This is a genomic window from Niveispirillum irakense DSM 11586 (genome assembly GCF_000429645.1).
Taxonomy (GTDB): domain Bacteria; phylum Pseudomonadota; class Alphaproteobacteria; order Azospirillales; family Azospirillaceae; genus Niveispirillum; species Niveispirillum irakense.
Genome location: NZ_AUCG01000003.1, coordinates 86,766 through 105,699, shown reverse-complemented (window position 1 = coordinate 105,699; position 18,934 = coordinate 86,766). Strand labels below are relative to the sequence as shown.

General features: G+C 66.1%; 13 protein-coding genes. 8 read left to right on the top strand and 5 right to left on the bottom strand.

The window, feature by feature from the left end; translation table 11 throughout:
• Positions 1-14 precede the first annotated feature (14 nt).
• Complete coding sequence (locus tag G473_RS0101920; RefSeq protein ID WP_029011716.1) at positions 15-1,322, top strand: pentapeptide repeat-containing protein; 1,308 nt, start codon at positions 15-17, stop codon at positions 1,320-1,322.
• A 24-nt stretch (positions 1,323-1,346) separates the two neighbouring features.
• Here G473_RS0101920 and G473_RS28865 read toward each other — a convergent pair whose 3' ends face one another.
• Entirely contained in the window at positions 1,347-1,922 is a 576-nt protein-coding gene (locus G473_RS28865) for an AAA family ATPase (RefSeq protein WP_161630927.1), read from the bottom strand.
• Positions 1,923-2,010: 88 nt separating this feature from the next.
• Between G473_RS28865 and G473_RS0101910 the strand changes: the two genes are divergently transcribed.
• The 6 genes from G473_RS0101910 to G473_RS24580 all read left to right on the top strand — a co-directional run bounded on the left by G473_RS0101910 (position 2,011) and on the right by G473_RS24580 (position 9,474).
• Complete coding sequence (locus G473_RS0101910) at positions 2,011-2,892, top strand: ABC transporter substrate-binding protein (protein ID WP_051329784.1); 882 nt, start codon at positions 2,011-2,013, stop codon at positions 2,890-2,892.
• 2 nt (positions 2,893-2,894) lie between these two features.
• Positions 2,895-3,884: a FecCD family ABC transporter permease gene (locus tag G473_RS0101905; RefSeq protein WP_210163204.1), complete on the top strand. Its 990-nt coding sequence runs from the start codon at positions 2,895-2,897 to the stop codon at positions 3,882-3,884.
• 135 nt (positions 3,885-4,019) lie between these two features.
• Complete coding sequence (gene aguB / locus G473_RS0101900) at positions 4,020-4,898, top strand: N-carbamoylputrescine amidase (RefSeq protein ID WP_029011713.1); 879 nt, start codon at positions 4,020-4,022, stop codon at positions 4,896-4,898.
• Positions 4,899-5,021: 123 nt separating this feature from the next.
• Positions 5,022-8,021 (top strand): SLBB domain-containing protein, encoded by a 3,000-nt coding sequence (locus tag G473_RS0101895; RefSeq protein WP_029011712.1) that lies wholly within the window; start codon positions 5,022-5,024, stop codon positions 8,019-8,021.
• Positions 8,018-8,812: a glycosyltransferase gene (locus G473_RS0101890; RefSeq protein WP_029011711.1), complete on the top strand. Its 795-nt coding sequence runs from the start codon at positions 8,018-8,020 to the stop codon at positions 8,810-8,812. The genes G473_RS0101895 and G473_RS0101890 overlap by 4 nt, the downstream gene beginning before the upstream one ends.
• A 188-nt stretch (positions 8,813-9,000) precedes the next feature.
• A complete protein-coding gene (locus G473_RS24580) occupies positions 9,001-9,474 on the top strand; it encodes a helix-turn-helix domain-containing protein (RefSeq protein WP_035705058.1) in 474 nt (157 codons plus the stop codon).
• Positions 9,475-9,531: 57 nt separating this feature from the next.
• Here the strand turns inward: G473_RS24580 and G473_RS24575 are convergent, their stop codons facing one another.
• From G473_RS24575 to G473_RS24570, 3 genes are read right to left on the bottom strand one after another with little or no spacing between them, the layout of a single operon-like run.
• Positions 9,532-10,434, bottom strand: coding sequence for a glycosyltransferase family 2 protein (locus G473_RS24575; protein WP_051329782.1), 903 nt, complete (start codon positions 10,432-10,434; stop codon positions 9,532-9,534).
• Between the two features lie 4 nt (positions 10,435-10,438).
• Entirely contained in the window at positions 10,439-11,371 is a 933-nt protein-coding gene (locus G473_RS0101875; protein WP_154667215.1) for a hypothetical protein, read from the bottom strand.
• A gap of 12 nt (positions 11,372-11,383) precedes the next feature.
• Positions 11,384-12,661, bottom strand: coding sequence for a hypothetical protein (locus G473_RS24570; protein ID WP_051329781.1), 1,278 nt, complete (start codon positions 12,659-12,661; stop codon positions 11,384-11,386).
• Positions 12,662-12,727: 66 nt separating this feature from the next.
• Between G473_RS24570 and G473_RS0101865 the strand changes: the two genes are divergently transcribed.
• Positions 12,728-13,909, top strand: coding sequence for a M14 family metallopeptidase (locus G473_RS0101865; RefSeq protein WP_051329780.1), 1,182 nt, complete (start codon positions 12,728-12,730; stop codon positions 13,907-13,909).
• Between the two features lie 52 nt (positions 13,910-13,961).
• On the opposite strand, the gene G473_RS24565 is transcribed toward G473_RS0101865, so the two are convergent.
• Entirely contained in the window at positions 13,962-18,830 is a 4,869-nt protein-coding gene (locus G473_RS24565; protein ID WP_051329779.1) for an alpha-2-macroglobulin family protein, read from the bottom strand.
• Positions 18,831-18,934 lie beyond the last annotated feature (104 nt).

Sequence of the window (18,934 nt, the reverse complement as noted above, 5' to 3'; positions counted from 1 at the left end):
CAAAGTGCCCCATCATGACCCCACACGAACTCATCGCCGTTATTGAAAAGCATGAACGCTGGCTGAAACGGCTGACCGGCGGTGCGCGGGCCATGCTGGCGCTGGCGGACCTGCAAGGCCACAATTTCAGTGGCGCCAATCTGCAGAACTGCAAATTGTCAGGTGCCAACCTGATAGAGTGCGACTTCACCGGTGCCGACCTGACGGCCGCGGACCTGTTCGCCGTCCGGATGAACCGGGCCATCCTGACCAACTGCAACCTGACCAATGCCGATCTCCGGGGCGCCCATCTGCGCGGTGCGCGGATGAAGGGCGCCAGCCTGCGGGGGGCCGATTTGCGCGGCGGGGCGCTGCTGGACCGCCGCAGCCCCGGATCGGTAAAAATGGAACCGTCCGACCTGCGTGGGGCGGAGATGGATGACGCGACCCTGTCCAACGCCAATCTGGCCGGGGCCGACCTGTCGGAATGCTCGCTGGTAGGGGCTGATTGCGCCGGGGCGCAGATGGCCGGATGCAATCTGGCCCGCTCGGTGCTGAAAAATGCCAATTTCACCGGCAGCGACCTGCGCGGTGTCAATCTGGGCGGGGCGAATCTGGCCGGCGCCAGGCTGCGCGACTGCAACCTGACAGGGGCCGTGCTGGCCGGGGCCAATCTGCGCAATGCCGACCTGGAAGGCGCCAACCTGGACGGGGTCGACATGAGCAATGTCGATATGCTGGGCGCCAATTTCAGCCGGTCGGCGGAAAGTTTCTCTGCCACCATCCAGCGCATCCTGTCATCGCATCAGCAATGGATCACCTCCAGCGGGGCCAAGGGGGAACGGGCCGACCTGGAAGGCCAGGACCTGTCCCATATTGATCTGAACGGCGCCAATCTGGGCGGCGCCAACCTGAAGGGCGTCAACCTCTCCGGCGCCAAGCTGCGCGACGCCCTGCTGATCATGGCCGATCTGTCCCAGGCCAGCCTGCAATATGCCGACATGACCGGGGCCACGCTGGATGGCGCCAATCTGCGCGGCAGCGACATGACCGGCATCAAGCTCGATTCGGCCAAGATCGGATCGGTGGAGATAAAGGGGCCGAACGGGCGCGGCACCGGCCGTAAATGGCCGGCCAACCTGTCCAATGCAAAACTGGCCCAGGCCAGCCTGACCCGGGCCGCGCTGCGCGGGGTCAATCTGTCCGGGGCCGATCTGCGTCAGGCGGATCTGCGCGCCGCCAATCTGCTGGAAGCCAACATGCGCGGCGCCGATATGACCGGCGCCAATGTGCAGGGTGCCGCCCTGCCGGAACCAGATGCGGATGACGAGGATTTCGCCTGATCCCCGGTCAAAGGCTAACGAACCTCAGGCCGCCACCGCCATGTTCAACCGGTCCATCACCCAGGACAGTCGGGCTCCCCGGCCCTTCACGCTTTCCGGCAGGATGAAGAAACGGTCTGGCGCCAGCCAGCGTCGGCAAAGCCCTTCCATCACTGTCTGAAAATGCAGATGCAGCCAGGGATTGGCGCTGCGGATACCATCCGCTTCAAGCGGCAATCCCCCCCAGGGCAGCAGCAGCACAGCATCGTAATCCGCCATGGCACAGATGGCGCGGGCCAGCAGCGCCTCGGTCGCCGCCGGATCATCCATCCCATAGCCGTTGGACAGCCAGAAAGCGGCCATATCCAGGGGCGTGCGGTCCGTCACCAGCCCCCGCGGGTTGGGGGCAGCCAGAAGACGGGCCAGATCTTCCGCCTCCGATGCCAGCAGGGCGCGATGGGCGGCACGGTCGATCTGGTGAAAATCGAACCCCTGCTCCAGCCGGCGGCGCATCGCTTCTTCCACCAGGGGGGCGCCCAGGGCGGCAGCGATCTGGCCGGCCAGGGTGGTCTTGCCCGTGCCCGCGCTGCCAGTAATGCCGATCCGGGGGTGATATGCCATCTCCACCTCCATTGCCGTCGCCCTTGGCTGCTGGCTATAAGTCAACCATAGGATCGCGCCCGCGTCCCCGGTCCAAAAGGATGACAAAGTGCCGTCCCGAACCGGACAATCCCTGATCGCCCGCCTGTTTGTCATTGTTGTGGCACTGTTTATGGCACTTGCCACAACCGTAAAGGCGGAAGCGCCGAGGCGGATCGTCTCGCTTAATCTCTGCACCGATCAATGGCTGCTGCTGCTGGCCCCGCGCGACCATATCGCCGCCCTGTCCAGCCTGGCCGTCGATCCCGATCTGTCCGCCCTGTGGCAGCAGGTCGGCGACCTGCCGCTGACCCATGGCACGGCGGAGGAGGTGCTGCCACTTGCCCCCGATCTGGTCCTGGCCGGACGCTACACGGCGCGCCCGACGGTGGCCCTGCTGAAGGCGCGCGGCGTGAAAGTGCTGGAAATCGATCTGGCGGATGATTTCGACATGATTCGCGCCCAGGCCCGGCAGGTGGCCGCTGCCCTGGGCCGGGTGGCGGCGGGGGAAGCGCTGATCGCCGCCATGGATGCGCAACTGGCAGCCGCCACGCCCCCGGTTGATGCGGCGCCCGGCCCCCGCATCCTGAACATGACGACCGGCGCCTTCACCGCCGGCAGTGGCACCTTGCATGATGCGGTGATCCGGGCGGCGGGCCTGCGCAATTACGCAGCGGAGAAGGGGCTGGCGGGCTATGGCTATCTGGCGCTGGAAACCCTGGCCGCCGACCCGCCCGACCTGTTGATCGCCAATATTGGCGCAGAAGCCCGCCCCTCACTGGCCGGTCAATTGTTGTCCCATCCGGTTCTTGCCGCTGCCGTGCCCCCGGACCGGCGTGTGGACCTGCCCGCCCGGCTCTGGACCTGCGGCGGCCCCTTCGCGGCGGAAGCCGTGACGCGGCTGGCGGCCCTGCGTCCCGCCCCCCTTCCTTCACCACAGGCCGAACCATGAGCATGAGCAATCGCTGGCTGATCCCGTTGCTGTGCCTGCTGGTGCTGCTGGCCTTCGCCGCTTCCCTGTCCGTGGGGCCCAGTGCGATTTCACCGCGTCTGGCCCTGATGGAATGGTGGCGCGGCGGTGATGGCAGTGCGGCCATCATCTTTGCCGAAATCCGGTTGCCCCGTGCCCTGCTGGGCCTGTTCATCGGCGGGGTGCTGGGCCTGTCCGGGGCTGCACTGCAAGGGTTGCTGCGCAACCCGCTGGCGGAACCGGGGCTGATCGGTGTGTCGGCCAGCGCCGGCCTGGGGGCGGTGATCGCCTTCTATAGCGGGGTCAGCCTGATCTGGCCGCTGGCCTTGCCCCTGGGGGGTATTGCCGGGGCCATGCTGGCCGTGCTGCTTCTTTATATATTGGCCGGCTCCCAATCAGGGATGTTGAGCCTGATCCTGGCCGGCGTCGCCATCAGCAGTCTGGCGGCAGCCTTGACCTCCCTGGCCCTGTCGCTGTCCCCCAATCCTTTCGCCCTGTCGGAAATCGTCTTCTGGATGCTGGGGTCGCTGGCCGACCGCAGCATGGCCCATGTGCAGGTGGCCGCCCCCTTCATGGCACTGGGCACGCTGGCCCTGCTCTCGGTCGGACGGGGACTGGATGCCCTGTCGCTGGGGGATGAGACGGCGCGCTCCCTGGGTTTTTCCACCCGGCTTATCGCGCTGCGGGTGATTGTGGGCACGGCCCTGGCCGTCGGCGCGGCGGTGGCGGTGGCCGGTGCCATCGGCTTTATTGGCCTGATCGTGCCGCATCTGCTGCGCCCGCTGGCAGGATACAGGCCGGGCCGCCTGCTGCCGCTTTCCACCCTGGGCGGGGCGGCATTGCTGCTATTGGCCGATACGGCCGTGCGGCTGGGCGGGCCGGGGGCGGAACTGAAGCTGGGTGTGGCCACGGCCCTGCTGGGCGCACCCTTTTTCCTGTGGCTGGTGCTGCGCCTGCGCAACCGCATGGCCTGATTACCTTCTGTCACCAAAGGGTCATGGCGATCAGAAGGGGAATATCCCGGATCGGGCTGGGCATCCGGGGGCGGGCTTGGCTATGGTGGCACCAACCCTTTTCTTTCCCCATGCGCTTTTGAGGATGGACGACAGATGCGACAGGTGACCGTGGCCGCGACCCAGTTCGCGTGCAGTTGGGACCGCGCCGGCAATGTGGACAAGGCGGAAGCCCTGATCCGTCAGGCCCACGCGCAGGGCGCCCAGATCATCCTGATCCAGGAACTGTTCGAGACCCCCTATTTCTGCCAGGACCAGAAGCCGGAATATTTTGAGCTGGCCGCCCCGGCGGAGGGCAATCCGCTGTTGCAGCGCATGTGCGATCTGGCGCGGGAACTGGAAGTGGTGCTGCCGCTCTCTTTCTTCGAGAAGGCGAACAATGCCCATTACAATTCCCTGGCCACCATCGATGCCGATGGCAGCATCCTGGGCATCTACCGCAAAAGCCACATCCCCGACGGGCCGGGCTATCAGGAAAAATACTATTTCAGCCCCGGCGATACCGGCTTCCAGGTGCATCAGACGCGCTATGCCCGCATCGGCACCGCCATCTGCTGGGACCAGTGGTTCCCGGAAGCAGCCCGGGTGATGGCGCTGCAGGGGGCGGAACTGCTGTTCTATCCCACCGCCATCGGATCGGAGCCGCAGGATGCCAGCCTGGACAGCCGCGACCATTGGCAGCGCGTGATGCAGGGCCATGCCGGCGCCAATCTGGTGCCGCTGATCGCCAGCAACCGCATCGGGCGGGAGGTTTTCGACACGGGCAGCATCACCTTCTACGGTTCCAGCTTCATCGCCGGCCCGAAGGGGGAAAAACTGACCGAGGCCGGCCGGGATGAGGAGGCCGTGCTGACCGCCCGCTTTGACCTGGATGAGGTGGCCCGCACCCGCACCGGCTGGGGTGTCTTCCGCGACCGCCGCCCTTCGCTCTACGCCCCCATCCTGTCGCTGGATGGCAGCCTGCGCCACGGCTGATCACCGACCCGGAAGCCGGCAACACCCCCACAGCCATGGAGTGGTGTTGCCGGCGAGAATATCTTATTGATTGCATATTTTTCAGCGATTACAAGTTTGAGCAGATAGATATCTGCCGGACCTATGCTGAAACGCGTCTTTCCTGGGATCATCCTTTATCTCTGGATAGCCATCGCCACCGGTCAAACGGCAGCGTTGGGGGAAACTGCACCGCCCAGCCGGCTGGAAACCCTGTTCAGCCACCGGGCCGGTATGGCCCTGTCTCTGCATGGTTATGGAATTTTCGGGGGGAGCAGCAGCCCGGACGCCCCGATTCTGGGCGCCGTGCCGGATGATTACCGGCTGGGTGGGGGGGATGAGTTGACGCTGATCCTACGGGGTCAGATCAGCCGGACCAGCCGCCATCGCATTGGCACCGACGGCACCATCACCATTGAGGATATCCGCCCGATCGTGGCGACCGGCCGCACGCTGGGGGATGTTCGGGCAGAGGTGGAACAGGCGATGGCCGATGCCCATCTCCAGACCCGGACCTTTCTGTCCCTGGCCGCCGCCCGGCAGATCGGCGTGCTGGTGCTGGGTGATGTCCCCCGACCGGGACGGCATCGGTTGAGCGGTTTCGCCACCGCCCTGGATGCCCTGATGGCAGCCGGCGGTGTGCAGCCCGGCGGCAGCCTGCGCGCCATCCGCATGATCGCGCCCGATGGCAGCCAGACCCTGATCGACCTTTATGACCTGCTGGAAGAAGGCGGCGGCGGGGCCGCCCTGCCCCTGCTGGAAGGGACCCGGCTGCTGGTTCCCCCCATCGGGGAAACGGTGGCGGTGACCGGTGCGGTCAAGCGGCCCGGTATTTATGAACTGCCCGCCCAACCCACTGCCGGTTGGCCAGCCGATAGCGGGGAATTGCTGGCCCTGGCCGGCGGTCCCTTGCGACCGGGAACGGACAGTTCCACCCTGCTGCGCTATGCCCGGGATGGCACGCAGCAGGCCCTGGCCATTACAGCCATGGCGCCCGTACCGCTGCGCGACGGCGATATCCTGATTCATGCGCCCGATGGCGGGCCGCTGACCGGCGCCGCCGGCCTGACCGGCCCGGTGGATCAGGCGGGCCCGCGCCCCTTGCCGCCGGGCGCCGCCCTGTCCGCCCTGGTAACGCCCGATACGCTGCCGCCCGACCTGTACCGCCCTTTCGCCGTGCTGCTGCGCCGGACCGATCAGGGTGGCGCGCCAGAGATGCGGCCGGTCGATCTGGCGTCGCTGCTGGCGGGCCGCGACCGGCAAAAGACGCAGGACGGTGACCGGCTGGTGCTGCTCACCGCCGGTGATATCGCCTTTCTGCGCAGCGGGCCGGTGCTGGCCCGTCTGTCCGGCACGGCGGGGGAGGATATGGAAGATGCCGTCTGCCCTGGCCTCGCAGCCTTGACCGCCGCCGTTGCCGCCGACCCCCAGGGCACCCTGGCCGCAGGCCCCATCGCCCTTGCGGCAAGGGGAATGGCCGGGCCGCCCATGCCTTGCCCCGCCCTGTTCAAGACGGAACCGGACCTGCTGCCTTTTCTGCTGCGTCACGCGGCCCTGCTCCGCCGTGGTGTGTTGCGGCCGGGACCCTACCCGGTGACGGCGGACGCCGATCTGGCTGCCATCGCCCCCCTGGCAGGCGCAGTGGAAGGTCTGGATCATGCGGCCGGGACCATTGGCCCCGGCCTGATCGTCGATCTGGGGGGCGATGGGGTGCTTCTGGCCGGCGCAGTGCGCCAACCGGGGCGGCGGAGCTTGCGCACGGCCCCCACGCTGCGCGCCTTGCTGACCGACGGTGCTGCTTTACCCCAGGATGCCTATGGCCTGGCCGCCTTGCTGGAACGGGTGGATGAAAACCGGCTGGATGCGCAAAGCCAGATTTTCTCTCCCGTCGCGGTGGTGGAAGGACGGTTCGACCTGCGCCTGCGCGACGGCGACCGCGTGACAATCCTGTCACGTCAGGCGGTGGCAGCCGCCTTTGCTCCCCTGCCGCCGCCATTGCCGGCGCCCGCAACGGCACCGGCTGCGATACCGGAACCAGTGTCCCCCGATGCACCCGATGCCAGTCCCACCCCATCCACCCCCTCTCTCACCCATGCCCAGCGCGACCTGCTGGCGGGTGGGCTGATCGGCGTGCGCGGCGGTGTGCGCCATCCGGGGGATTATCCCGTTGCCGGCCCGGTGGGACTGGCCCTGCTGTTGCGCACAGCCGGGGGGCTGCGCCCCGAAGCAGATAACAGGCAGGTGGAAATCATTCCCGCCGCCGATGACCATGATGCCGCCACGCCCCAGCCTGTGCCGGGTGGCGTGGCGGCAGACCGGCTTATCCAGCCCGGCGAATCGGTCAGGGTCGCCCTGGCCCGCCGCCCGCAGGAAGCGCGCAGCATCCTGCTGGCCGGCGAGGTGATGCAACCCGGAACCTATGATCTGGTACCGGGGGAGAAACTGTCCGCCCTGCTGATGCGGGCGGGGGGCCTGACACCCTATGCCTATCCGGCCGGCGCCATCTTCACCCGTGAAAGCGCCCGCCTGACGGAGGAAGAGGGCCTGCGCCGCGCGGCACGCGAACTGGACCGGGAACTGGCCCAGATGCTGGGCGGCAAGAACCCGCCCGACCCCGCCCGCGTCACCCTGGTCCGGCAATTATCGGACGAGTTGCGGACCGCGCCCACCCTGGGGCGGATCACGGTGCAGACCGATCCGGACAGGCTGGCCCAGCGGCCAGAACTGGACATCATGCTCCAGCCCGGCGACCGCATCTTCATGCCCAAGCGTCCCCTGACCGTGACCGTGGCGGGCGAAGTGCTGTCACCGGCCTCGCTTTTGTTCGACCCACGCAAAAGCGCGGATGATTATCTGCGGGAGGCCGGCGGCCTGACCCGTTTTGCCGATGATGACCGCATCTTCCTGATCCATCCCGATGGCAGCGCCGAGCCTTTGTCCGGGCGGGGCCTGCGCCACCGACGGCTCGCCATTACGCCGGGCGCCATGCTGGTGGTGCCGCGCGATGCGGAACCGCTGGAGATCCTGCCCCTGGCACAGAGCCTGACAACGATCCTGAGCCAGATCGCCTTTTCCGCCGCCGCCATTGCCAGTATCCGCCAATGACGCCCGCACCCGCCGATCAACCGCCTTTGATCAGCATCATCACTGTCGTCCGCAACGATGCGGCCGGCTTGGCGGCAACAAAGGCCAGCATCACCGCCCAAGGGCCGGTCGACTATGAATGGCTGGTTGCCGACGGCGGCTCCGATGATGACACCCTTTCGGTACTGGACCAGCCCGGCCCTAGACCGGATTGGCTGGACAGCCGTCCGGATGGCGGCCCTTTCGCCGGGATGGACAGGGCAATGCGGCAGGCACGGGGGACCTATCTGCTGTTCCTGAATGCCGGTGACCGGCTGGCAGGGCCGGGGGTGCTCGCTGCTCTCATCCCCCATATGACGGGGGTGGGGGCCGCCGATATCCTTTATGGCGATTCCATCGAAGACCCTGGGGACGGCAAGCCCCGATGCAAACCGGCGCGCCATTGGCGCTGGGCCTTCTATGGGATGCCGGCGCATCATTGCGCCATCCTTTATCGCCGGACGCTGCTTGCCGGCCTCTGCTTCGACCAGGGTTATCGCATTGCCGGCGATTATGCAGTGACCCTGGATGCCCTGCGCAGGGCACAACGGATCGTCCAATTATCCGTCATTATCGCCGCCTTCGCCCCCGGCGGCCTGTCGCGCCGGCATGCGACATTGGGGCGGGAAGAACAAAAACGTATCCGCGAGATACATTTTTCGTTTCCAACTCCGATTTTTTTCGCAATTACCATGCTTCAAACTGTCGCAGAAAACCTGCGCCATCTATCACCGAAGCTATATGCCTTCGGCCGGTTCAGACGGTACCAATAAGAAGGTTTTAACCATAATTCGCTCGCGCGCCCTACTATTTACACAACTTGCAGCCCGTAAAAATTGCTTAAAATTGTAAATAGGTACGACATCAGCACCTATAGGTGGATGGGCCTATACAATTTGCGGTGTTTGACGCCAAGCCCGAAATCCCTATACCTAAGGTTAATGCATTCATGGAGTTTCTGATGCTTGATCGTAAGCTTGCTGCCAAGTCAGGCCTCGCCCAGCCTTATTCTCTGTCCAAGCGTGGCGAAGGCCCCAACCCGATTGATATCCATGTCGGCCAGCGTCTGCGTCTGCGCCGCACCCTGCTGGGCTTGAGCCAGGAGACGCTGGGCGAAGCTGTTGGCATCACCTTCCAGCAACTTCAGAAATATGAGCGTGGTGCCAACCGGATCAGCGCCAGCCGCCTGTTCAACCTGTCCCAGGTTCTGGGCGTGCCGGTGACCTTCTTCTTCGATGACCTGCCGGTGCAGGACATGGAAACCGAAGTGGAAGAACAGAGCGAGACCCAGGAATTCGAGTCCATGGCCCGCCGCGAGACGCTGGAACTGGTGCGTGCCTATTACCGCATTCCGGAAGAGAATGTCCGCCGCCGCACCTTTGAACTCGTGAAGGCCCTGGCTGGCGACAATAGCGAAGGCAGCAAGGACGCCTGATACCAAGGCCAGAATCTTGACCTTGATATCCTCGCCGACTGGCGCAGGGATGACAGGTCAGGCCCTTTCCGTCTGCTCTGCCATGGCGGAATTGTCGATGCGGTACCTTGCTTGGCTGGCTTGCCCCTGGGCAGCCAGCCAATCGCGCTTAAAACCGATCTGCCAATAGTAAAAGGCGCGCGCCGCCGCATGATGCAGCCCGGCCCGCCCATCCAGAAAACCCAGGCACAGAATGTAGCTGTGCAGGAAAACAAGGGCAGGCCGGAAAGGCAGCATACGCAGCAGATGCTTTGCCCACCGCCGGGACCCCCGTTCCCCCGCCAGTCGGGCCGCATGGCCCATGCCCAGCATCGCCTCCCAATCAGAATAGCGGTTATGCCGCTCCAGCCAGGCAAATGGCGGCTTGCCATCATCATGCAGGAAAGGGTGGCGCAGCCGCCCCACAGGGCCCTGCACTACCGGCTGATAATGCCCCTCCACCTCCCACATGGTGGCAACATGCAGATCATCGCAGACGGGAAAATGGGCCCGCGCCCGGTGCATCAAGGCGATCTTGCGGTAGGGGCTGCCATGGCGCAGCGTGCGCCCTAACCAGACCGGCCGACTGGACAGGAAAAAGGCGCCTTCCTCGCGCGGATGGCGCATCAGGTCCCGGATCTCAGCCGCCAGCGCCGGGGGCACCCTTTCATCGGCATCGACCAGCAGGACCCAGGGATGGCGCAGTCCCGGCCATTGCAGCGACCACTGCTTTTTTTTGGGATAATGGCCATTCCACAGGAAGGGCACCAGTTCAGCCCCCATTGCGCAGGCAATACTATCCGTCCCGTCCTGGGAAGCACTATCGACCACCACCACCTGATCGAACGCTGTCAGCGATGCCAGACACGCCGCGATATTCGCCGCCTCATTACGGGTCATCACAATGACAGAGACGGGAATGGGGCCTGTTGCGGTATCCATGCCGCTATTCCCGCCGCCAGCCATGGCGAACACCGATAAAGAACAAGGCCAGGGTCAGGCCAGCCACGGCACCCGTCGGCAGCATCAGGACCGGATTGGGCCAGTCCGGCAGCGACAGGGCCGACGGTGTCTCCAACGCATCGGCGGCATAGGGCAGCCCCACATCCAGCATCAGCAGCACCCGCTCCTGCTCCGCCACCAAGCCCGACAAGGCGCGGCTATTATCCATGTTGGACAGGGTCGTAAGTCTTTTGCCGACATGCCCCATTTCCGCCCGTAACCGTCGCTGGGCCTCCACGCGCAAATGGGTTTCCGTTGCCGCATGCAGGCGGGCCAGCAGGGCCATTGCAAAATCGCGGTCCTGATGCCGGTAGCTCAGGCGGCGCAACGGCCCCTCTCCCACCCGATCAACCACCAGGTACCGTTTCAAATGGCGTGACAGATCGACGGCATCCGGCCTCATCCATGGTTTCTGCCCAGCCAGCCAACGTAGCCCCTGGGTCAGCCGCGCGCCGAGCCCTGATGGCGGCTGCCATTGCTGCGCCTGTTCATCCCAGTCGGCAGGAAACAGGCGGCGCATCAAGGCTTCATCCCCTGTCAGGCTTTCCGCCACGGGAACAGAGGTGAGCAGCGCCAGATAGCGTGAGAAATCGGAGATCAGTTCTTCCGGCGTGCCTTGTTCGGCAAGACCACGGGCCGCGACGGGGTTGGCTGTCGGCACCCGCAGCCCCATCCCAACCGGGCCGGAACGCCCCGTCGGCCCCACCACCATGCTGGCGGTATATTGGGGTATGAAGACGTGAAGCGCACCCGCCGCCAGAACCAGCCCCAGGACCGGCGACAGGACAAGCAGTAGCCACATCCGGCGCACCTGGCCCAGCAGCAGCGCAAGGCCCGGCGATGGCAGCTCAAGACGTGCAACAAGGCTGTCCGGCACCGTCAACCCCGATCAAAACCCATCCCGAGGGAAAGAGTGTAGACGCTGAATACACTTGTAAAGGGAATTATATGAAGAGCCGACCACCAATGAGACAATGAGACTGAAGCATATATACTTATAACTGGTGTGCAGCAGGCTTCCGATAAGGGTGGGTGGCAGCGCTGCCAGCACCAGGTAAGGGTGCCCTTTCCACAACGCCCCCATCCGGGCCGCCAGACAACCGGCGTAAAGGGCAATCCCGACGCAACCCAAAACACCGACCTTCAACAGAAAATAGCTGGGCGCGCTGTGCGTATAAGATACCCGCCAATAGCCAACCGCCGGATTGACAACCAGGGCACCCCACCCATCCCCGATGAAAAAAGGGACCGGATCGCGCCACACCTGCTCCAGCACCGCCAAAATCTCGGATGACCGGTTGTTCACGCCGACCGCCTGGGTCTTGTCAGCCGCCAGCGCCAGCATCCCGGTCATCGGCGCGCCCGCCAGGATGGGCACCAAGATAAGGCAAGCCAGCGCCAGCAGGACCAGGAACGGGCGCCGCATCAACGGGCGCCCCAACCCGATCAGCAGGGCCAGCAGCGACAGGCCCAGTCCAGCCCGGTGAACGGTAGCCGCCATCGCCAGCAGACACAGCATACCCCCAGACAGAAACAGGCCGGCGCGCAACCGCCGCCAGGGCCAGCCATCCGCTGCCCCGCCATCCAGAAGGGTAATTGCCCGCAGAACCAGCCAGACAGCAGCGAAGGGCACCAGGGCGCTGTTCAGCAGATAATCCCCACCCTCGCCCAATGGTGTCGTGCCAATGCTGGCCAGGGCCTGCGGCCCCACATTGTGGGCCCAGCGCAGCACCAGCATCACCCCCGCCAGACCCGCACAGTCGGCAAGCAGATCGCGCATCCGAGCAGATAGAAGCGCAAGCGATGGGGCCAGCAATACCGGCAGGGCGAGAAAGCCAAGTGGCACGATATCGCGCACCATGTCGCGCACCGTCCAGCCGTTCCATATCCCCCGCACCAGTCCCAGCCAGACCAGCAGCATCAGCACGGCAGAGGCCACCCCCAATTCCGGCGCCGGCCCCCGGTCCCGGCGCCCCAGTGCCAACCCGGTCACCAGACGCGCCGGTCCCGCCAGCCCCGTCATGGCCAGCAGGCCAGCAAAAATCAGCAATTCCTGCCACCGGATACCGGGCGGGGCCGGCATGCCCGCCGCCCCATAGATCAGCAGCGCCCCGGCAAAACCGGCGCAGCGCAGCCTTCCTGGCCCCACCCCGCCCGGTGCTGGCATAACATCTCCATTATACAGCTATCGCGAGCATGGCATGGGGACGGTTAACGATAAAGGCTTGTGGACATGGTCGCCGGAAAGGCCAATGCTGCGGACATCATGACCCATCGCATTGATGATATCGCTCTTCCCCATGGTCGGCCGGGCACGGTCCGCCATATCCGCATCCACCGTTTCGGCCAGGAAGGGGCGCGCCCCAAAGCCTATATCCAGGCAGGCCTGCATGCGGGGGAATTGCCCGGCATGCTCGTGGCCCAGCATCTGGCCGAAAAGCTGGCTTCACTGGATGCCGCCGGCGCCATCCGGGGGGAAATCGTGCTGGTCCCCATGGCCAACCCGATCGGGCTGGATCAGGTGCTGCATGGCGACCTGTCCGGTCGATTCGAACTGGCGGGGGGTGTCAATTTCAACCGCGCCTTCGCAGATCTATCCGGTCCGGCGGGCGATATGCTGGCGGCGGGGCAACCGGCCCCGCTTGGCAGTGACGCCCAGGTCAATGCCGGTTTGGTCCGCGCGGCTCTGGCCGCGGCGGCCATCTCTCTGTCCCCACGCACCCAGGCCGATGGGCTGCGGCAAATCCTGCTCTCCCACGCCATTGATGCCGATCTGGTGCTGGACCTGCATTGCGACAGCGAGGCGGTGATGCATCTCTACACCACCAGCGCTGGATGGGGGGGCGGCTTTGCCGATCTGGCCGCCCGCCTGGGCTGTGAAGCCGCCTTCCTGGCGGAAGGATCAGGTGGGGAGCCGTTTGATGAGGCCTGTTCCCTGCCCTGGCAGAACCTGCAGGCCCGATTCGCCCCCGCCGGCCACCCGATTCCGGATGGCTGCGCCGCCACCACGGTGGAGTTGCGCGGCGAGGGAGATGTCGACGATATGCTGGCTGCCGCCGATGCCAAAGCGCTGCTGGACCATCTGTCCTGGCGTGGCCATCTGGCCCTGTCGGCACCGCCTGTGGAGACGGCACTGGATCTGGCAACGCCGCTTGCAGGGGTGGAACGTATCCGCGCACCGGTTGGCGGGATCGTCCTGTTCCATGTGGAACCGGGGCAGAGCGTGCGCGCCGGCCAGCCCGTCGCTACGGTGCTGGAACCGCTGAGCGGCAAACGCCATGTCTGTCAGGCCGGTATCGACGGGCCGGTCTGGTCGCGCAGCCGCGCCCGCTATGCCAGCCCGGACGATATCATCCTGTCCATCGCCGGACGGGAACCGCTGGCCACCGGCTCCCACCTGCTGACGGCGCGGTAATCGGCGCTGGAAAGGATGCCGGCGGGGTCCCCCACCGGCATCCGAACAGGCATTAGCGCTTGGCCCCCACCGTCAAGGTACCGGACCCGGTGCGCGCAAAACGGGCACCATCCACCAGATCATCCAGCCGTGCCGATGGCAGGGTGAAGGTGCCGGGCGTCACGGCCCGCGCCAGATAGACCAGCCGGAAGGTGCCGCCTTCCGGCATGCCGTCCAGCGCCGCGACGAAGCGATCATCGCGGAACTCCACCAGGGCGGCATCAGACAATTCCCCCAGCCAGGACAGGTCGCCCAATTGGGCACTGCCGGCCAGACGGACATTTTCCACCACCAATCCGCCGGGCAGCGGGTCGATCAGCAGCAGCGGATTATTGATCGGTCGGTCGGCTTTGCCTTCCAGCAGGACGACCAGCAGATCACCATTCCGGATACGGGCCAGATCCGCCTTCTTGCCTTTGGCGTCCAGGATCTGGCGGTTGAGCGTAATCCCCTGTGCCACCTCTTCATCCGGCCCGGACAGGATGCCCGCCGTAGCCGTGGCAACATGCAGCGGCTGATCACCATTATTCTTGGCCTGGATGCGGGAATCCGCGCCGGCCAGCGCCCGCATCAGCGCCTGATTACCGGTAACGGACTGGCCATCCACCGTCACATTAATGCCCGGCCCCCGTGTGGCCAGGGCGCGCGCCGCCACCAGCAGCCACGCCCGCTCCTGCGTGGAGACCTGCATCGGATCGCGCAGCAAACCCTGAAGGGCGGCCTGTTCGGCATCTACCCGTTCAGCACTGGCCCCAGCCCCGACCAGCAACGCCAGGATGGCCGCCCGGTCACGCAAGAGGGTGCCGTAATCATGGAGACCAACCACAGCGGGCAGCGGATCATCCAGCCGCGACAGGACGGCGGCGGCCTGCTCCCCTTCGCCCAAGGTCGCAAACGCGGCACCCAGTTGCGCCCGCGCCAGACGGGTCGGCACACGGGCGGCAAAGGTTTCCTGGAAAAAGCGCAGGGGGGCTGTGTCGATGGCGCGGGCGCGGGCCGCCGTATAAAGCGCATAGGCCCGCGCCGGCAGTTCCGCATCCTCTATCCAGCTATTGCCGATGGAACGAACCAGATAATCCATGCCCCGGCGATAGGCATCCTCCGGCACCGCGAATTCCGCTTCTTTGGCCCGGGTCAGCACATCCAGGGCAAAAGCGGTCAGCCACACATCCGCCGGCCCATCCAGGGACCAGAGCGAAAAGGCGCCGTCGGACCGCTGCCGGCCGATCAACCGTTCGACCAGATCGTCAGCCTTGGCCTTCAGCTTGGTATCCGCCGGCAATCCGGCCCCTTTGGCCCAGTCATTCATGTCCGTCAGCGGCAGCAGCCGGGCCGCCAACTGATCGGCCGAGCCGAAGGGACGGCTGTCCAGCGCCAGCAGATGGGCCGGCGCATCGAAGACCGGGCGCGGCCCGACCATGGCGATACGGCTGGCGGCACCGGCCACCGGCCCCGGCAATTTCGGCGCGTTCAGTGCCATGGTGGCACCGGGCGCGATCTCACCCCGCGTCTGCACCACCTCCAGCGGGTGGGCGGGACGGATATTCACCGGGACGCGCCGGGTCTGCTTATACCCTTCCGGCCCCGTAACAGTCAGGACCAGCACGCCATAACCGGGATCACCCGCCAGCAGCGTGCGGGTGGCGGTAACCCGGCCCCCCTTGGCCAGGGCCTTGAAATCAATCTGGTTGCGACCGCCTTCCAGCCGGACCGGGCCTTCCGCCCCGAGGGTCAGCTTATAGGTGCCGCGCGGGCCATCCATATTTTCCAGGCTGAAGGTGATCTGCGCCTTGTCGCCCGGTGCCAGGAAGCCCGGCAGCGAGACCTGTGCCGTCACGGCATCGCGCACCAGCATGCTGGCCTGGGCCTTGCCCACCTTGCCATCACTCCAGGCGATGGCGGTCAGAGCCAGCCGGCCCTGCATATCCGGCAGGGTCAGGGTCACCGATGCCTTGCCGTCAGGCCCCACCGTAACGATACCGGAATGGATAGACGTTACGGGGCCGGAACGGGGAACCGGCTGCACATTGGTGACGCGCGGCCCGCGCGATGCCGCATCAGCCGCCACTGGCAGGGCGGGCGGGGCCGCCGCAACCGGGGTTTCCGCAGGACCGGCCAGCCGGCCATAGACATCGCGCAATTCCACCGATAAGCGCCGCTTGCCCAGGAACCAGGTGACCGGGTCAATGGGCAGGCTCTCCGGCAGCTTTGCCACCTCATCATCCACAGCCAGCAGGGCCAGACGCACATTTTCCCCCGGCGTGGCACCCGCGATGGTGACAGGAATGGTCACCTGCCCCCGCGGCCGCACCTCGTCCGGTACTGCCATGTCCACAGTCAGCGTCCGCTGTGCCGGGTCCACTGCCACCCAGCCACTGCCCACCGCCCGGCGGGGCGGGGTACGGCTGGCGGGATCGGCGGGGGCGAAAGCGGTGACCAGCACATAGGCCCCCGCCGTCACATCAGCCGGGATCGGCAGATCCAGGAAGGCACCATCGGTGCCGATCTCCCGCACCACCGTATGGCGCACGGCCCGGTCAGCCAGGGCAACCGCCACCGTGCCGGCATAGGGGGGGCGCACGAAAACGCGGGCCGTGCCGCCCGGCTCATGCAACGGCTGCTGCACCGCCACTTCCACCGCGTCCGGCGTATCGCCCATCTTGGCGCTGACCCACCAGCCGGCGGAGAAGCGCAGCGAGCTGGCCACCCCGGTACCGGGGTCAAACACTTCAAGCCGGTAACGGCCGGCGCGGACCTGCTCTTCAATCAAGCCGGGCTTGTCCGCCGCCGCATCCACCGATCCGCCGGTCAGCCGGCGGTCCTTCACAATGGTGCGATATTCCCAGCGGCCATCGGCGGCATACCATTCATAATCATACTCTTCCTCGAACAGCTCCCAGGACAGGCCCTTGCGCGCCTGGGGCTTTCCGCCGGCGCCCACCGCCGCCACCTGGACGGAAACCGTGGCCCCCTCCGGCACGGCATCGCCGGTGAAATTGGGCTTTAATCCCAAAGCGAAGGCTTGATGATCAACCGGCAGCACGATCTCCCGGTCCACCGACCGACCGCCAATATCATGCAGGGTAGCGCGCAGCACCGCCTCCATCGGGCGGCTGGTCTCCGGCAACTCATTCAGGGAAATGGAAACCTGCGCCTTGCCATCGGGACCGGTCGTGAAGCCGGGCAGCGCCCGCTTTTCCGGCGCCAGGGGCTTTTGCACCAGGCCAAAGCGATAGCCTTCCAGCTCAGGATAGGGTTTTTCCGCCGGGCGCAGCATCAGGGTCAGTTCCCCCGGCAGGCGCGCGGCCGGATCGCCCATCAGATAGCGCCCGTCGATGGACAGGACCAGCTTGCCATCGGCACCGATGCGCGGCCGGTCGCTGGACAAGGAGAATTCCAGCCGTGTCGGCGTCACCTCCCCGACATTGAACTGCGTACGGCCAATGGCCGGGCCGGTCGGGTCCAGATGGGCGGTGGCCGTCCAGCGCCCGGCCGGCGCATTGGCCGGCAACTCGAATCGCAGCAGATGGCCGCCGGCCCCCATATCGTCGGCGACACGGCGTTCCACCTCCAGCCCGTCCGGGCGGAGCAGCTTGACGGTCAGCTTCTGGCCCGTCACGGCGCGGCTGTCGGCATCGCGCAGCAGGCCGGTCAGATAAACCGCATCGCCGGGCCGGTAGGCCCCGCGTTCGCTGAACAGGAAAGCATCCGCAGCGCCGGGTGTGGCACGGCCACCATCCCCCCGACCCGCCAGTTCCACCACCGGCGCGCCGAAATCCAGCAGGGAGAAGCCACCATCCGGGCCGGCAGCAAACAGGGCCTGGGGCGTGCGCTCATCCCGCCCATCCACCTGGGCGGCGTCAAACCGGGCCATCCCATCGGCCCCGGTCGTCGTGCGCCCCAATTCCTGCTTGTTCCGGGCAACCAGACGCAGTTCCACGCCCGGCAACGGCTTGGCACCGGCCAGGGAGCGGGCGAAGACATAAAGCCCGTTGGCGGCCTTGAAACTGGTCAGCCCGACATCGGACACGACGAACCATTGGGTCGCGCGCTGGTCCCAGGCCACCATGGGCAAGGCGGCATTCTCCGCCACCGCGACATAGACGCCGGGCGACAGGGTGCCCAGCACGGCATCGACGGGGAACGGCGTCTGGGTGGTGCGGTTACGCTGCCCGCCCATCGCCATCTCGCCCTTCCAGACCACCTGTCCCTTCTGGTCCAGGATGTCACCGACCTCAAAATCGGTCATGGTCTGGTTGATACGGCCATAATAGATCTGTTCCACCAGGGCGCGGTCATTGACGCGCAGCACCTGAAGGCGCACCCGGTCCACATTCACGCCCCGCAGCGGCAAGCCCTCGCCCCCGATCCGCGGCAGCATATAGCCCTGCCCCCGGAAGGACAGGCTGGGCTTGCGGTCCGCCACCTGCACCTCGCGCGTCACCGCCTCGGCCAGCTTTTCCCGGCCCCCTGCCGCCTGGAAGCCGGCCTTGATGGTGATGGCATAGCGCTGGCCATGGGCCAGCCCTTCCAGGCACAGATCGCGGTCGCGCGCCGTCACCGTCACCTTTTGCGCCGGCTCCACCGTCACAAAACGGGACAGGTCCACCCCCTTGCCGCGTGTTTGCGGGCGGGGCAGCGAGCGGGTGAAGGTGAAGCAGGCTTGCGGCCGGTCGCGTTCAGACGCCACCTCCACACCCGACAGCTCAAACGGCCGCTCCTCCGCCGGCACCGGTTTTGGCGGCGGCGCCGTGGGCGGTGCCATGGGCGGCGGGGGTGGCGGCTGTTCAGCTTGCGGGAGGGCTGCCTCCTGTGCCAGGGCGGCCGGTGTCAGAACCAGACCGGAGACAAACAGCAGGGCGGCGGGAAGGCGCAGCATCATGGGCAATGTATTCTTGGCTGATCGGCGGTGGGCGGGAACAATCGGTACCGTCAACGGTTGGCGGGGCAATATGGCACCACCGGGGCCAACAGGACGCTGTTTTC

Bases quoted from the DNA above. Each gene is read 5' to 3' on its own strand.
- G473_RS24575 (WP_051329782.1), bottom strand. From the start codon at position 10,434: ATGGATACCGCAACAGGCCCCATTCCCGTCTCTGTCATTGTGATGACC.
- G473_RS0101865 (WP_051329780.1), top strand. From the start codon at position 12,728: ATGGTCGCCGGAAAGGCCAATGCTGCGGACATCATGACCCATCGCATT.
- G473_RS24570 (WP_051329781.1), bottom strand. From the start codon at position 12,661: ATGCCAGCACCGGGCGGGGTGGGGCCAGGAAGGCTGCGCTGCGCCGGT.
- G473_RS0101905 (WP_210163204.1), top strand. From the start codon at position 2,895: ATGAGCAATCGCTGGCTGATCCCGTTGCTGTGCCTGCTGGTGCTGCTG.
- aguB (WP_029011713.1), top strand. From the start codon at position 4,020: ATGCGACAGGTGACCGTGGCCGCGACCCAGTTCGCGTGCAGTTGGGAC.
- G473_RS24565 (WP_051329779.1), bottom strand. From the start codon at position 18,830: ATGATGCTGCGCCTTCCCGCCGCCCTGCTGTTTGTCTCCGGTCTGGTT.
- G473_RS0101890 (WP_029011711.1), top strand. From the start codon at position 8,018: ATGACGCCCGCACCCGCCGATCAACCGCCTTTGATCAGCATCATCACT.
- G473_RS28865 (WP_161630927.1), bottom strand. From the start codon at position 1,922: ATGGCATATCACCCCCGGATCGGCATTACTGGCAGCGCGGGCACGGGC.
- G473_RS0101895 (WP_029011712.1), top strand. From the start codon at position 5,022: ATGCTGAAACGCGTCTTTCCTGGGATCATCCTTTATCTCTGGATAGCC.
- G473_RS0101920 (WP_029011716.1), top strand. From the start codon at position 15: ATGACCCCACACGAACTCATCGCCGTTATTGAAAAGCATGAACGCTGG.
- G473_RS24580 (WP_035705058.1), top strand. From the start codon at position 9,001: ATGCTTGATCGTAAGCTTGCTGCCAAGTCAGGCCTCGCCCAGCCTTAT.